A 13,450-nucleotide genomic window follows, 5' to 3' on the forward strand; every position below is an offset into this window, starting at 1 on the left:
CGACCTTGGTCGACACGGTAGATCCACGCCATGCGTGGATGCTCTTCGTTCAATTTTCGAAATATTGGATTTCGATGAAGATTCATCCACGCATGGCGTGGATCTACAGAAAGCAATGCCCGACAGATCGCAGAAATCTGTCGAAGGCGGGGTGGGTCCGGTTGCGGGGGCGTGAGCCGCATGGATGCGGCGACCGAGCTTACATGGACGTACTTGCAGCGTCCCCCGCAACCGGACCCACCCCGCCATCCCACAGGAAACTCGCTGTTGCCGTTGCCGTTGCCGTTGCCTTGGCTTGAAGCCTCTGCAGGTGCCGGGCGCAGCCCGGCCGAATACCCCCAACAGGCAGGCGACGCCCGGAACAGGTACCCTATGCCGCCATCAGATAGCCAACGTGACATGACCGACGCCATCGTCGCTCCGCAGTGGGCCTCCCGCCTGCGCGACATCGCCGACTTCCCCAAGCCCGGCATTCTGTTCAAGGACATCATGCCGCTGCTCGCCCACGGCGAGGACTTCCGCGGTGCCATCACCGCGATGGCCGACCGCTGGCGCGACCAGAAGCTGGACGCGGTGGTCGGCATCGAATCGCGCGGCTTCATCCTCGGCGCCGCGATGGCGCTGGAACTGGGCGTCGGCTTCGTGCCGGTGCGCAAGCCGGGCAAGCTGCCGGGCCAGGTGCTGCGCGAGGAATACACGCTGGAATACCGCAGCGACTGCATCGAAGTGCACGCCGATGCGCTGCCGGCCGGCGCCCGCGTGGCGATCATCGACGACGTGCTGGCCACCGGCGGCACGCTGGTCGCGGCGCTGTCGCTGGTGCGACGCCTGGGCGTTGACGTGGTCGGTGCCGGTGTACTGGTCGAACTGGACGGCCTCGGTGGTCGCGCCCGTTGGGAATCGGGCCTGCCGCTGCACACCGAACTGGTGTTCTGATCGAAGGGTGGGTGCCAACCAAGGTTGGCATCTACCAGCGCGAATGGCCTGGAGCCGGTAGTTGCCAACCTTGGTTGGCGGCGCCTTTCGCGACTGGCGCCACGGATGGGCCAACCAAGGTTGGCCGCTACCAGGTCAGGTCGTTGCCAACCGAGGTTGGCAACGCTGCTTCAATCACATCATCCGCACGCGGAAACGTCGGCCCTTGATCTTGCCGGCTTCCAGCTTGGCCACGGCCTTGTTGGCCTGCTCTCGCGCGATCGCCACATAGGAGCGGGTTGGGAAGATCGCGATCTTGCCGATGAACTTGCTCGACAGGCCGGCGTCGCCGGTCAGTGCACCGAGGATGTCGCCCGGGCGCAGCTTGTCGGTCTTGCCGCCGTCGATCCGCAGCGTGCGCATCGCGGCCTGCGGCAGCTCGGCCGGGCGCGAAGTCGCCAGCGGCGTCTTCTGCCAGTCCAGCGGCTGACCCATCTGCGCTTCGATGGCTTCGGCACGGGTCTTCTCGCGGCCGGCCACCAGGCTGATCGCCAGGCCGCTGGCACCGGCACGGCCGGTACGGCCCACGCGGTGCTGGTAGCTCTCCACGTCGGTCGGCAGCTCGTAGTTGATCACCGCCGCCAGCTCTTCCACGTCCAGGCCGCGTGCGGCCACGTCGCTGGCCACCAGCACGTTGCAGCTGCGGTTGGCCAGCAGCAACAACACTTCCTCGCGGTCGCGCTGCTCCATGTCGCCGTGCAGAGCCAGTGCGGAGAAGCCGAACTGCTGCAGTGAGTTGGCCACTTCGTCCACGTCCTTGCGCGTGTTGCAGAACACCACGGCCGATTCCGGCGTGTACTTCAGCAGCAGGCCGGCCAGTGCCTTCTGGCGATGGGCCGGTTCCACCTCGCAGAACAGGTGGCGGATGGCCGGTGCCTGGTCGGCGCCTTCCACGGTCACTTCCACCGCGTCGCGCAGCAGGTCACGCGCCATGGTGCGGATGCTGTCGGGGAAGGTGGCCGAGAACAGCAGGCTCTGGCGATCCTTGTGGGTGCGGCCGGCGATCTCGCGGATCGGCTCCTCGAAGCCCATGTCGAGCATGCGGTCGGCTTCGTCCAGCACCAGCGTGCGCACCGCGCCAAGATTCAGCGCGCGCTTGCGTGCAAGCTCCTGCACACGGCCAGGAGTGCCGACCACCACGTGCGGGTCGTGGCCTTCCAGCGATGCCAGCTGCGGGCCCAGCGGCACGCCACCAACCAGCAGCAGCAGCTTCAGGTTGGGGATGCCGGTGGCCAGCTTGCGGATCTGCTTGCCGACCTGATCGGCCAGTTCGCGGGTCGGGCACAGCACCAGCGCCTGCACGCGGATCAGGCTGGGGTCGATGGCCTGCAGCAGGCCCAGGCCGAATGCGGCGGTCTTGCCGCTGCCGGTCGGCGCCTGTGCGATCACATCGCGGCCATCCAGGATGGCCGGCAGGCTCTGCGCCTGCACGGGGGTGAGAGTGGTGTAGCCGAGGGCATCCAGGCCGGGCTGCAGGGCCGGGCTCAGCGGCAGGGTCGAGAAGTCAGTCATGGCGCATTGTACCCGCGTGCGCGGCCGGTCCCGCCGTCATTCATGATTATGGGGCGCCTGGTAGCTGTGTAAACCCACTACGTTGTTCAGCGGCACTCTGGAGATAGGTGGCTGGCCGCCGATCGCCATATGGGGACGGTGCCAGTTGTAGTGGTGCAGCCATTGGTTCAGAACGGAATTGCGCTGGTCCGAGGATGCGTACTCGCAGGCGTAGGCCCACTCGCGCAGGCTGGTCTGGATGAAGCGCTCGGCTTTGCCATTGGTCCGCGGCGTGTAGGGCTTGGTTCTGATGTGCTTGATTCCAAGGGATTTGAGCAGCTTGGCAAAGGCGGTGGAGCGATAGCAGGCACCGTTGTCGGTCAGGATCCGCTTGAAGGTGATTCCCAGGCTGGCGTAGTACTCCAGAGCGCCCAGCAACGCCTGGCAGGCGGTTTCGCCCTGTTCGTTGGGGTGGACGCTGCTGAAGGCCACTCGGGAGTGATCGTCGATGGCCACGTGGACGTAGCCCCAGCCACCGCCCGCGGCGTTTCCCCGGCGTTTGGCATCGGTTCTGTGCCCTGGCCGCTGGAAGTTGCCCAGCTTCTTGATGTCCAGGTGCAGCAGCCCTCCTGGCTGATCATATTCGTATCGGATGACCTCCTTGGGCGGATCAAGCTGACACAGCCGATTGAGGCCGTGGGCGCGCATCAGCCTTGAAATCGTACTGTGGCCGACCCCCAGTGCCTTGGAGATGGTCAGGTAGGTCTGCCGCTTACGGCGGCGTTCCTTGATCTGCTCGACCACCAGCTCCGGTGTGGCGTGCGGCGTCTGGTGAGGCTTTGAGCTGCGGTTCTCCAAGCCCGATGGCCCCAACTCCCGGAATCGGCCCAGCCATTTGTAAGCCGTACGCACGCTGACGCCACACGCCTGAGCTGCTTCTTCCGGGCGCAGGCCCTCGTGAAGAATGCGGTGAACAAGAAGTGCTCGACTATGGACGGTCAAACGGGCATTTTTATGGTGGTTCATCCGGGCTCTTTGGGGTCTGGAAAGGTGTGGTAACCGCCATTTTCCAAAGATGTCCCGGATGAACAACCTACAGAGAGATCACAGGTAGCGGCCGATCTTGGCCGGCAGCTTGGATGTACGTCGCTTCAATCCAGCCCGAGGGCCGCCAATCGTGCTGCCATCGCCTGCAACTGCTCCGGGGTGGCGGGCTCTCCAGCGGCCCTGGGCTCCAGCAGCAGCTGGTGAAACCACGGGTTGGCGTGCTGCGTGTCGAAATGGAACGCGCAGCTTGCCTGCTCGCCCATCACCGCCTGCACGATCGCGATCAGCGTGTCTTCGGCTTCATCGACATTGCCCGGCCCATAGCGATCATCCAGCAATCGCAACGGGACCGGCAGCAGGGCGGGGGAGGCGGGCATGCCTCAAGTCTAACGATCCACGTAGGACATGCGGAGCAGGCTCAGGCCGCGTCAACATGGAACTGAATCAGGCCACAGTGCAGGCACTCGAACGTGTAGAAGCCGATATCTCCACCGGGTGCGTAGTCGCCGACCAGCTCCGACCAAAGTGATTCGTCGGCGTCATTGGCCGCGCACCAGGCCGCGATGGTCGCTGCAGTGGCCTGACTCACCTGTTCCATCGTGGCGTCGCCCAGGAAGCGGCAGATATCGTTGCAATGCGCCAGCCATTTCTCCCCCTGAAAACTGACGTAGCCAGGCGTGCGCAGGGACAGCTCCTCCAATGCGGTTTCGGACACGCTTTCGTCGATGTCCAGACTGCAGGCAAATGCGACATCCAGCGCCGACGCGGCGCGGCCATCGGCAATGCACCAAGGGCAGATCTGTTCCGAGTAATCTGCGCGCCCTGCGTGGATGGCATCGTGCAGGTACACATATCCACGCGCCTGCTGGCAGACCCTGCAGGCCGTAGTGGAGGGCCCCACGTTGCCCGTCGCAACCGGGTCCGGATGGTAGCGGAAGTCTGGAAGGTGATGGGTGCTCATGTCGTCCATGTAATGCAGGGCAGGCATTCTTGTACGACCTGCGGACGTCGTCGGCAAGCTGGGAAGGCCGCTCAGCCCAGCACGGCCAGCACGCCCTGGTGGATCGCCAGCCCGCCGAACAGCAGCCACGCAAACAGGATCAGCGCCAGCAGCAGCGGCTTCAGTCCAGCCTGGCGCAGCGCCGAAACGTGGGTGGTCAGGCCCAGCGCGGCCATCGCCATCGCCAGCAGCACGGTATCCAGCTGCACCAGCCCCGCCTGAAGGCCGGCCGGCAGCAGATGCAGCGAGTTGAACCCGGCCACCGCCACGAAACCAAAAGCGAACCACGGCACCACGATGCGCGCTTTGCTGCCATCGGCGCTGGCCTTGCCGCCACGCGCCAGCCATAGCGACAGCGCCACCAGGAACGGCGCCAGCAGCATCACCCGCACCATTTTGGTGATCACTGCGGTATCGGCCGCCGCTTCGTTGACCGCGCGGCCGGCCGCCACTACCTGTGCCACTTCATGCACCGTCGCACCAGTGAACAGGCCGTACTGCTGCGCGTCCATCGCCAGCCAGCCGTGCGACTGCACCAATGCATACAGGGCGGGATACAGGAACATCGCCAACGTGCCGAACACCACCACTGTCGACACCGCTACCGTGACCTGCGCCGCACGGCCGCGCACCACCGGTTCGGCGGCCATCACCGCCGCCGCGCCGCAGATCGCGCTGCCGGCACCGATCAGCATCGCCGCCTCGCGTTCCATCTTGAACACGCGCATGCCCAGCCAGCAGGCCAGTCCGAAGGTGCTGGCGACAACCAGCACGTCCATCAGCACGCCGGTGACGCCGACATGGCCGATGTCCTGGAAGGTCAGGCGCAGGCCGTAGAGCACGATGCCGGCGCGCAGCAGCCAGTGCTTGGAGAAGCCCACACCGGCTGCGCTGCTCGGCGCCAGCCGCGGGTAGAGGGTGTTGCCGACCACGATGCCCGCGACGATGGCCACGGTCAGCGCACTCAGGCCGTGCGCCTGCAGCCAGGACAGCTCGGCCAGATACAGCGACGCCGCCGCGATCAGGCCCACCAGCAGAAGGCCGGGCAGGCGCGGCTGCCAGCGTTGGCGCAGGGCGGGCAGGGACCAGGAGGAGAGAGCGGGGGCGTTCATGACAGGGGCAGGGCTGGGGTGACGTGGCAAGCGTGCGCCTGAGTCGCTGACCTGTAAAACGAATAATATGAGTGAAACCTACCTATCAAGCGGGTTAATGCCATGCGCCTGACCTTGCGCCAACTGCAGGTCTTCGTCGCCATCGCCGACCACGGCAGCACCACCGCTGCCGGCCAGGCCATCGCGCTTTCGCAGTCGGCCAGCAGCGCCGCCCTGCAGGAGCTGGAAGCGCACTTCGGCACGCCGCTGTTCGACCGCATCGGCCGCCGCCTGGCCCTGAACGGCCACGGCCGCGCGTTGCTGGAGCCGGCGCGTACACTGCTGGTCAATGCCGCCGATCTGGAGCGGCAGCTGGCTGCCGGCGGCGACCCGTCGCAGGGTGCACCGCTGCGGCTGGTGCTGGCCGCCAGTACCACCATTGGCAACTACCTGCTGCCGCCGCGCATCGCCGAACTGCTGCGGCAGGCGCCGCAGGCCGAAGTCGACCTGCGCATCGACAACAGTGCCGGCGTGGTCGCCGCCGTGCAGCGACTGGACGTCGACGCCGGCCTGATCGAAGGCCCGTGCCACGAGCGCGGCCTGCAGGTCACGGCCTGGCAGCAGGATCCGCTGGTGATCGTCGGCGCCGCCGACGCTGCCGCGCGCTGGTCGCTGGACGAACTGCGCCGCGCACGCTGGCTGCTGCGCGAGCCGGGCTCTGGTACCCGCGAAGCGGTGGAACAGGCGCTGCTGCCGCACCTGCGCGGCTTCGCCCAGACCCTGCAGCTGGGCAATACCGAAGCGATCAAGCAGGCCGCCATCGCCGGTCTTGGCCTGGCCTGTCTTTCCCGTCATGCGCTGGAAGAGCCGCTGGCCCTCGGTCGCCTGCGCGTGCTCGAGACTCCGCTGCCTCCGCTGCAGCGCACCCTGTGGCTGGTACGTCACCCCGGCAAGCAATGGTTGCCGGGGTTGCAGGCGTTGTTGGGGGAGGTGGGGTAGAGGTGCTTGGGGGCGATGAATCAGTGATCGAATACTGAAAGCTGCTTTGCCATCGTGATGCTGATGTATTGCCCGTCCGGAGTGATAGGGCTACGTAGACAGAGAGATTGGATTGAGTAATGAATTCATTGATGCCTGCGCTTGTCAGTCATTTCGGTTTGCCGGTTGAGCAAAGGCTCGCATTGGAAATCAGGAGTGGAGTTTTTGAATCATTCCGCCGGCCCTTGCGAAACCGGTGAGAGAGGCTCGATGAGGCCGATCTGGCTGCACATAGGGGCGAGGCGGTAAATTCCGATCGCAGCGTTGGACGGTCGAGGATGCTTGTTCTGCCACTCCAATGACGCGGCGGAGTCTCAAGCGGGCGCACTGCTTGCGGCACGGAAGTCCTGCAATGGTTGAATGCGACAACAAGTGCCGCAAAGCGAACTTCCCTTGGAGAGGGGGGCGATGCAACCATGTTTCATCTATTCAGTTCAGCGTTTCAAGCGAGGCCATAGGTCGGTTTCCGTCTACGCGCGAGATGCGATGATGGTGGTGAAATGAAGGAAAATACGATGCACGCCCTGGCTGAGTCGATCCGCGGCAGTCAGCGGATGAAGAGCCTGATTCTCCGTGGTATGTGGGCGAGGGAAAGGAAGGTCATCCGGTTTAACCTTGTATACCTTACTTTCGAGCATCTGTCGCAAACGGCTATTCTTGAATATTTTGTCGATGATGAAGAATATCCGCAGGTTGCAATTACCTACAGTGAGCTGGCAGATGTGCTCAACGGCCTGTGTCAGGGCTGATTCGCCGCCAACGCCCGTCCGTCGGGCCAGTCCGTTCAAGGTGGGGGAGGCTGGCGGCGGTCCTTTAGGGGAGCTGGCGCAACCCCGGGCCGTGGGCGCCCTCACCAGACCAGTAAGGAATCACGCGTGGTCAAGTCGAAGATAAGACTGGAGAGAAGGCGAAATGATGACGTTGCCTATCTGTACCTTCCGGCACATGCGGGAAAGGGCGCCCCAGGCTCGGTCGCGAAGCACATTTCGCTGAGCTCGATGATTGAGAACTATCGCGGCCCAGAAGTGCTTCTGGACTTTGACAAGGATGGCGAACTGGTTGGGCTGGAGTTCCTTCGTGTTAGCGAGACACTGGTCGATTGAGATGGTGGCGAAATGCACGGCGTTTTTATCATGGGGCAATTGCCTGATGGGGGGGCTCCAGGTTTGCTGTTCAATATGGGCGTCCTGACCTGCTCGGTTTAATCGAGACAGTTTTAACTAGAAGACAGCGGGTTGCAGGTTGTGACGGGGTTGCTGCTTGAACTCCGTCGGAGTCAAGTATTGCAGGCTGCTATGGGGTCGCACCTCGTTGTAGTGAACGCGCCAGGCTTCGATCAGCACGGCGGCCTCGCGGCGCGAGCGGAACCACTCGATGGACAGGCATTCGTCGCGCAACTTGCCGTTGAAGCTTTCGTCTGTGCCGTTCTGCCACGGCTTGCCGGGGTCGTTGAGCACGGTGGCGATGCCCGAGTGGGCGATCCACTCCAGAATGGCGTGGCTGACGAACTCCGGCCCGTTGTCCGAACGCATGAACAGCGGCGCGCCGTGCAGGCTCACCAGCCGCGACAGCACTTCGATCACGCGCCTGGAGCGAATGGCCCCGGCCACGTCGATGGCAAGGCACTCTCGGGTGTATTCGTCCACGACGGTCAGGCACTTGATCTGTTGACCACTGGCCGTGGTGTCGAAGACGAAGTCATAGGCCCAGACCATGTTGGCCTTGAAGGGCGTATGAATGCGCGGGCGTACCGAGGCGATGCGCTTGCGTGGACGCTTTCGGGGCACCAGCAGTCCCGCCCGGCGCCACAAGCGATGCGTACGCGACCAACTCAGCTCGAAGCCCTTGCGGCGCAAGAAGATGCGGATGCGGCGGTAGCCGTATCTTGGGTACTGCGCCGAGAGCTCCCGCATCGCAGCGAGCACCGGCGCATCCCTGGCCGGCAGGCGCAACTGATAGCTCGGCGTGGCCCGGGACATTCCGATCAGCCCGCAGGCGCGGCGCAGACTCAGGCCCCGTGCACGCACGAAGTCCAGTTGCTCGCGCCGCGCCAGCGGGCTCACCATTTTTTTGCGTTGATCTCCTTGAGGATCTCAATGTCAAGATCGCGCTCGGCCAGCAGCTTCTTCAAACGGCTGTTCTCAAGCTCCAAGGCCTTGAGGCGTTTGACATCGGCTGCTTGCATCTGCCCGAAGTGCTTGCGCCAAGCGTAGATCGTGGCGTCGCTGACCTTGTGTTTCTTGGCGGCCTCCGCCACCGTCGTGCGATCTGCCTCGCGCAGGATCGTCACCATTTGCTCTTCTGAGAATCGACTCTTCTTCATGGGCTCATCTTCCGATTGGAGCCATCTTCCTAGATATCAATGTCTCGGAGAAACCGGGCAGGTCAGTCCCGTGGCGATAGATGATCGAGAAATTCCTGGCCTGATCCCTGTGGAGTGGCGCGAGTATTGCTATGTCTCGGATGATGGGAGTGGTCGCTTCCATGGGAAGGGCCTCTTTCAAAAGTTGACTGACTACTCGAGTTCTTCTCTTCCCGAGAGTGGCGGAGCCATCACGGAGAGCTGCAACCTATGGTTGCCTTCTGGAGAGCTTCTGCATGCCTTGTCATACAAGGGGGATATTGATGGCTGGAGGAGGCACTTTGAGCAAGCGGCTGAGGCGCTGGGACTGCTCATCGGAAGAATGGTCGGCGGCAGGATTGTCCTGTCGGACGGGCGCATTTTTGACCTGTCGGACTGCAGGGCCGTGTTCTATTGATTCAGCGCGGTGCCACTGTGAGTTTGCGTTCTTCGCCAGGATTGAACATGAAATCGCATAGTCTTTGGCACGTCTATTATTCGGGGGCGGATGTTGTCGATCAGAATGAGATGTGGCGCCAGAAGGCGACGGGGTCCCTCATCTGTCAGTCTTGCGGGAACTACATGCCCAATGATGTGTCAGGCGCCGACCTGATTGTTGATCAGCGAATCCCGAAGGGAGCCGACATGTTCTTCTCGGGATACGCTTCGCCGGTTATTGTTTCAACTAGGATCTTCTCTAGGATTTCAGAGCTATCCCGTGCGTGTTTCAACTTCGGAAGGGTGTGGCTTGCAGGAGATGGCGGTCCGCTGGAATCGCATCATGCACTTGTCGGAAAGCGCCCTTGGGTGACGCTCAAGGGAGACGAGCCTTCATATTTTGATGGACAACCATTGCTCGGGGCGGAAGATCGGGTATGTGTCGGATGTGGCGCGCGATTTGGTCATGGGCGTGGAGCGAAGTACATCGACTGTGCGGACGCCCCCAGTGACTGCATTTCATGGACCGACTTTGGAGGCTTGTTGATGACAGAGTCCGCTATGGCGCTGTTGGCAGACATCTCTCTTGAAAGCGTGCGCATTGAGAGAGTGGAGATCCGTGGGAGTGAAAGATGAAGGCCGTTGACAGGATCTGCCTCGATCTCGGCTTGCCATCCGGTGATTCCTATACCCAGGATTGGGCATATGAGCTTTCTGATGAGTATCGGACCAGTGCATGGCTGGATCGATACATGGCGGCATATCGCACCGGCGGCTATCCACGGGATGTCAGGAATGAGTTGATGATCCTGGCGCTTGATGTGAGCAATGATCTGCTTTCCTCGGGCGCGAACCCTCAGGATCACAGCATCGCCGCTGTATTGGACGCGCTTGCCGCTGGCCTTTTGGAGCACCTCGATCTGATTGAGTACTGGGCGCTGGAGGGGGAACCGTTGGAGGACTGCTTTGCACTGACCCCAGAAGTCAGAAGGATCAAGGCCGCAGCCTGACCCGTCGCTTCATTGCCGCCAGTCGGGCCTGGCTGGGTAGTCGAGCAAGCTCGACTCTACCGGCCTCGCCTCCGCCAAGCGTGCCCGCCAACCCGTACAATAGGCCGATGCCTCTGATTACCCTACAGAACGTCGACTTCAGCGTCGGCGGCCCGTTGTTGCTGGAAAAGGCCGAACTGTCGATCGAGCCGGGCGAACGCATCGCCCTGATCGGCCGCAACGGCGCCGGCAAATCCACCCTGCTCAAGCTGCTGTCCGGCGACCACAAGCCCGATGACGGCGAAGTGCGCGTGCAGCAGGGCGTGCGTGTCACCCGCCTGGAGCAGGAAGTGCCGCACGGCGCTGCTGGCTCGGTGTTCGACGTCGTCGCCGATGGCCTCGGCGAACTGGGCCAGTGGCTGGCCGAGTTCCACCACCTCAGCCATGCCGAGGTGTTCGATGGCGAAGCGCTCGGCAACGTGCAGGCCAAGATCGACGCCGCCAACGGCTGGGGCCTGGACCAGCGCGTCAGCGAAACCCTGACCAAGCTCGACCTGGACGGCGAGGCCGAGTTCGGCCGCTTGTCCGGTGGCATGAAGCGCCGCGTGCTGCTGGCCCGCGCGCTGGTGTCCAGCCCCGACGTGCTGCTGCTGGACGAACCGACCAACCACCTGGACATCGAGGCCATCGACTGGCTCGAAGCGTTCCTGAAGGGCTGGAGCGGCAGCGTGGTGTTCGTCACCCATGACCGCCGCTTCCTGCGTGCACTGGCCACCCGCATCGTCGAGATCGACCGCGGCCAGGTCACCAGCTGGCCGGGCGACTGGGCCAACTACGAGCGCCGCCGCGAGGAACGCCTCAACGCGCAGGCGCAGGAGAACGCCCGCTTCGACAAGCTGCTGGCGCAGGAAGAAGTCTGGATCCGCCAGGGCATCAAGGCCCGGCGTACCCGCGATGAAGGCCGCGTGCGCCGCCTGAAGGCGATGCGCACCGAACGCTCGCAGCGCCGCGACCTCAGCGGCAACGTCAAGATGGAAGCCGCGCAGGGCGTCAGCTCCGGCAAGAAGGTCATCGACGTCAAGGACATTTCGTTCGCCTTCGGCGAGCGCACCATGGTCCGTGACTTCAGTACCACCATCCTGCGTGGTGACCGCATCGGCCTGATCGGCCCCAACGGCAGCGGCAAGACCACGCTGCTGAAGCTGCTGCTGGGCGAATTGCAGCCGCAGAAGGGTGAAGTCAATCCCGGCACCAACCTGCAGATCGCCTATTTCGACCAGTATCGCGCGGTGCTGCGCGAAGACTGGAGCGCCATCGAGAACGTGGCCGAGGGCCGTGATTTCCTCGAATTCAACGGCAAGCGCAAGCATGTGCATGCCTATCTGCAGGACTTCATGTTCACGCCGGAGCGCGCGCGTGCGCCGATCACCCGCCTGTCTGGCGGTGAGCGCAACCGCCTGCTGCTGGCCAAGCTGTTCGCGCAGCCGTCCAACCTGCTGGTAATGGACGAACCGACCAACGACCTCGACGTGGAAACCCTGGAGCTGCTGGAAGAGCTGCTGGGCGAGTACACCGGCACGCTGCTGCTGGTCAGCCACGACCGTGACTTCATCGACAACGTGGTGACCTCCACGCTGGTGATGGAAGGCGACGGCGTGATCGGTGAGTACGTGGGTGGTTACAGCGACTGGCAGCGCTATGCGGCTAGTCTGGCGACGCCTGCTGCGGCCCCGGCAGCCAAGCCGGCGGCCGCTGCACCGGCCGCCACGGCCGCTGCTCCGGCTGCGCCCAAGCGCAAGCTGGCCTACAAGGAAGCGCGCGAACTGGAGCAGTTGCCGAAGACCATCGAGAAGCTGGAAGGCGATGTCGAAGGGCTGACCTCGGCGATGAACGACCCGTCGTTCTACACCCGCAGCAGCGCCGAAGTGACCGCGCATACCCAGCAGCTGGCCAAGGTGCAGGCCGAGCTGGATGCCGCGTACGCTCGCTGGGAAGAGCTGGAAGGCTGAGCTGAGCGTCCGCCGGCGCTGCCGGTGAACTCAGTAGATCCACGCCATGCGTGGATATCGGGATCCTTGCGGACCAACGGTCCGCACCTACCGAAGCCGGTTACGCCTCCGTACGGACCAAGGTCCGCACCCACCGGGGCGCCGGCGGTCATTTGACCCCGTGCAGATCCCGCAGCTGGCTCGGCCGGCTGCCGAAATACGCCGCCAGATCGGCGATGTCCTGATCACTCAGGTCCTTCGCCTGTGGGGTCATCAGCGCATGCTGGCGGTCACCGGCACGGTAGGCCTGCAGCGCATGCGCCAGGTAGTCACCGTACTGCCCACCCAGCTTCGGATAGGTCGCATCGATCGGCGCGTTGCCATCGGCGCCGTGGCAGTCGAGGCAGCTCTGGTTGGTGGCCTTGCTCTTCACCTTGGCGCGGGCTTCACCGGCGGCCTCGCGGCCCGGCGGCAGGCCGGCGGAGGATGAAGAGCCGTGTTCGCCGCTGGCATGGCCCGGGTCGGCGGCGGATTTCTCGCTGTTTTCCACCTGCGACTGTGAACAGGCGGCCAGCAGCAGGGCAACGGACAGGGCGATGGCGTGACGCATCGGATGCGCGGCTTTCGACATGGGCGGGCCTTACTTGACGGTGGACAGGTAAACAGAGAGATCGGCGATCTCCTGTTCGCTGAAACTCATCGACTGCGCCTGCATCGTCGGATGCCTGCGCTTGCCCTGGCGGTACTCGGTCAGGGCCTGGGCCAGGTACTGCTGGGTCTGGCCGCCGATCTTCGGCACCCGGTAACTGGGGTAGGCGTTCTTGTAGCCGGTGATGCCATGGCACCCCTGGCAGGTGTAGGCCAGGACACGGCCATTGTCGAAGTTGCCGGTGGGGGCGGCAGGCGCCGGGGCAGCGGCGGGAGCCGGGGCCGGGGCAGGTGTGGCAGGAGCAGGAGCGGGCTGTGCGGCGGCCCCAAGGGGCAGGAGGACGGCCAGAGCGAGACAAGCGGCGAGCGGCTGCGGGCGCATGGTGTCGTTTCCGGGGATTCGG

At 63.9% G+C, this 13,450-nt stretch carries 16 protein-coding genes; 8 read left to right on the top strand and 8 right to left on the bottom strand.

Features of this window, described 5'->3' with window-relative positions; genetic code table 11:
* Positions 1–399: 399 nt before the first annotated feature.
* Positions 400–936 carry an adenine phosphoribosyltransferase gene (locus ACZK5G_RS09165; RefSeq protein WP_478466096.1) on the top strand — a complete coding sequence of 179 codons (537 nt, stop codon included), beginning with the start codon at positions 400–402 and terminating at the stop codon, positions 934–936.
* Positions 937–1,110: 174 nt separating this feature from the next.
* On the opposite strand, the gene dbpA is transcribed toward ACZK5G_RS09165, so the two are convergent.
* The 5 genes from dbpA to ACZK5G_RS09190 form a co-directional block, all read right to left on the bottom strand.
* Positions 1,111–2,487 (bottom strand): ATP-dependent RNA helicase DbpA, encoded by a 1,377-nt coding sequence (gene dbpA / locus ACZK5G_RS09170; protein WP_049461879.1) that lies wholly within the window; start codon positions 2,485–2,487, stop codon positions 1,111–1,113.
* A gap of 36 nt (positions 2,488–2,523) precedes the next feature.
* Positions 2,524–3,492, bottom strand: coding sequence for an IS481 family transposase (locus ACZK5G_RS09175; protein ID WP_478466508.1), 969 nt, complete (start codon positions 3,490–3,492; stop codon positions 2,524–2,526).
* Between the two features lie 125 nt (positions 3,493–3,617).
* Complete coding sequence (locus ACZK5G_RS09180) at positions 3,618–3,890, bottom strand: hypothetical protein (RefSeq protein ID WP_478466098.1); 273 nt, start codon at positions 3,888–3,890, stop codon at positions 3,618–3,620.
* 41 nt (positions 3,891–3,931) lie between these two features.
* Positions 3,932–4,501, bottom strand: coding sequence for a CbrC family protein (locus ACZK5G_RS09185; RefSeq protein ID WP_478466099.1), 570 nt, complete (start codon positions 4,499–4,501; stop codon positions 3,932–3,934).
* Positions 4,502–4,545: 44 nt separating this feature from the next.
* Positions 4,546–5,625 (bottom strand): YeiH family protein, encoded by a 1,080-nt coding sequence (locus ACZK5G_RS09190; RefSeq protein ID WP_478466100.1) that lies wholly within the window; start codon positions 5,623–5,625, stop codon positions 4,546–4,548.
* A gap of 102 nt (positions 5,626–5,727) precedes the next feature.
* On the opposite strand from ACZK5G_RS09190, the gene ACZK5G_RS09195 reads away from it, so the two are divergent.
* The 3 genes from ACZK5G_RS09195 (at position 5,728) to ACZK5G_RS09205 (ending at position 7,745) form a co-directional block, all read left to right on the top strand.
* A complete protein-coding gene (locus ACZK5G_RS09195) occupies positions 5,728–6,603 on the top strand; it encodes a LysR substrate-binding domain-containing protein (protein ID WP_164081475.1) in 876 nt (291 codons plus the stop codon).
* A gap of 554 nt (positions 6,604–7,157) precedes the next feature.
* Positions 7,158–7,391: a hypothetical protein gene (locus tag ACZK5G_RS09200; protein ID WP_478466103.1), complete on the top strand. Its 234-nt coding sequence runs from the start codon at positions 7,158–7,160 to the stop codon at positions 7,389–7,391.
* Between the two features lie 126 nt (positions 7,392–7,517).
* Positions 7,518–7,745: a DUF2283 domain-containing protein gene (locus tag ACZK5G_RS09205; RefSeq protein WP_164081477.1), complete on the top strand. Its 228-nt coding sequence runs from the start codon at positions 7,518–7,520 to the stop codon at positions 7,743–7,745.
* A gap of 117 nt (positions 7,746–7,862) precedes the next feature.
* Here ACZK5G_RS09205 and ACZK5G_RS09210 read toward each other — a convergent pair.
* Positions 7,863–8,965 (bottom strand): IS3 family transposase gene (locus tag ACZK5G_RS09210; protein ID WP_181859227.1). Its coding sequence is split into 2 segments (ribosomal slippage): positions 7,863–8,707 and positions 8,707–8,965, totalling 1,104 coding nucleotides; the frame shifts between segments, so codons are not numbered across the junction.
* A 70-nt stretch (positions 8,966–9,035) separates the two neighbouring features.
* On the opposite strand from ACZK5G_RS09210, the gene ACZK5G_RS09215 reads away from it, so the two are divergent.
* From ACZK5G_RS09215 to ACZK5G_RS09230, 4 genes are all read left to right on the top strand, one after another.
* Positions 9,036–9,401, top strand: a complete 366-nt coding sequence (locus ACZK5G_RS09215; protein WP_478466104.1) for a hypothetical protein — start codon at positions 9,036–9,038, stop codon at positions 9,399–9,401.
* A gap of 47 nt (positions 9,402–9,448) precedes the next feature.
* Complete coding sequence (locus ACZK5G_RS09220) at positions 9,449–10,057, top strand: hypothetical protein (protein ID WP_197616614.1); 609 nt, start codon at positions 9,449–9,451, stop codon at positions 10,055–10,057.
* Positions 10,054–10,431 carry a hypothetical protein gene (locus tag ACZK5G_RS09225; protein ID WP_071228971.1) on the top strand — a complete coding sequence of 126 codons (378 nt, stop codon included), beginning with the start codon at positions 10,054–10,056 and terminating at the stop codon, positions 10,429–10,431. The genes ACZK5G_RS09220 and ACZK5G_RS09225 overlap by 4 nt, the downstream gene beginning before the upstream one ends.
* Before the next feature lie 107 nt (positions 10,432–10,538).
* Positions 10,539–12,419 (top strand): ATP-binding cassette domain-containing protein, encoded by a 1,881-nt coding sequence (locus ACZK5G_RS09230; protein WP_132809930.1) that lies wholly within the window; start codon positions 10,539–10,541, stop codon positions 12,417–12,419.
* Between the two features lie 148 nt (positions 12,420–12,567).
* Here ACZK5G_RS09230 and ACZK5G_RS09235 read toward each other — a convergent pair whose 3' ends face one another.
* Both ACZK5G_RS09235 and ACZK5G_RS09240 read right to left on the bottom strand, forming a co-directional pair.
* A complete protein-coding gene (locus ACZK5G_RS09235; protein WP_049423686.1) occupies positions 12,568–13,029 on the bottom strand; it encodes a c-type cytochrome in 462 nt (153 codons plus the stop codon).
* Positions 13,030–13,038: 9 nt separating this feature from the next.
* Positions 13,039–13,428: a c-type cytochrome gene (locus ACZK5G_RS09240; protein WP_005413034.1), complete on the bottom strand. Its 390-nt coding sequence runs from the start codon at positions 13,426–13,428 to the stop codon at positions 13,039–13,041.
* Between the last annotated feature and the right edge of the window lie 22 nt (positions 13,429–13,450).

This window comes from Stenotrophomonas sp. 62841_Sma (assembly GCF_056482945.1).

Bases quoted from the DNA above. Each gene is read 5' to 3' on its own strand.
- ACZK5G_RS09165 (WP_478466096.1), top strand. From the start codon at position 400: ATGACCGACGCCATCGTCGCTCCGCAGTGGGCCTCCCGCCTGCGCGAC.
- dbpA (WP_049461879.1), bottom strand. From the start codon at position 2,487: ATGACTGACTTCTCGACCCTGCCGCTGAGCCCGGCCCTGCAGCCCGGC.
- ACZK5G_RS09175 (WP_478466508.1), bottom strand. From the start codon at position 3,492: ATGAACCACCATAAAAATGCCCGTTTGACCGTCCATAGTCGAGCACTT.
- ACZK5G_RS09180 (WP_478466098.1), bottom strand. From the start codon at position 3,890: ATGCCCGCCTCCCCCGCCCTGCTGCCGGTCCCGTTGCGATTGCTGGAT.
- ACZK5G_RS09185 (WP_478466099.1), bottom strand. From the start codon at position 4,501: ATGCCTGCCCTGCATTACATGGACGACATGAGCACCCATCACCTTCCA.
- ACZK5G_RS09190 (WP_478466100.1), bottom strand. From the start codon at position 5,625: ATGAACGCCCCCGCTCTCTCCTCCTGGTCCCTGCCCGCCCTGCGCCAA.
- ACZK5G_RS09195 (WP_164081475.1), top strand. From the start codon at position 5,728: ATGCGCCTGACCTTGCGCCAACTGCAGGTCTTCGTCGCCATCGCCGAC.
- ACZK5G_RS09200 (WP_478466103.1), top strand. From the start codon at position 7,158: ATGCACGCCCTGGCTGAGTCGATCCGCGGCAGTCAGCGGATGAAGAGC.
- ACZK5G_RS09220 (WP_197616614.1), top strand. From the start codon at position 9,449: ATGAAATCGCATAGTCTTTGGCACGTCTATTATTCGGGGGCGGATGTT.
- ACZK5G_RS09225 (WP_071228971.1), top strand. From the start codon at position 10,054: ATGAAGGCCGTTGACAGGATCTGCCTCGATCTCGGCTTGCCATCCGGT.
- ACZK5G_RS09230 (WP_132809930.1), top strand. From the start codon at position 10,539: ATGCCTCTGATTACCCTACAGAACGTCGACTTCAGCGTCGGCGGCCCG.
- ACZK5G_RS09235 (WP_049423686.1), bottom strand. From the start codon at position 13,029: ATGTCGAAAGCCGCGCATCCGATGCGTCACGCCATCGCCCTGTCCGTT.
- ACZK5G_RS09240 (WP_005413034.1), bottom strand. From the start codon at position 13,428: ATGCGCCCGCAGCCGCTCGCCGCTTGTCTCGCTCTGGCCGTCCTCCTG.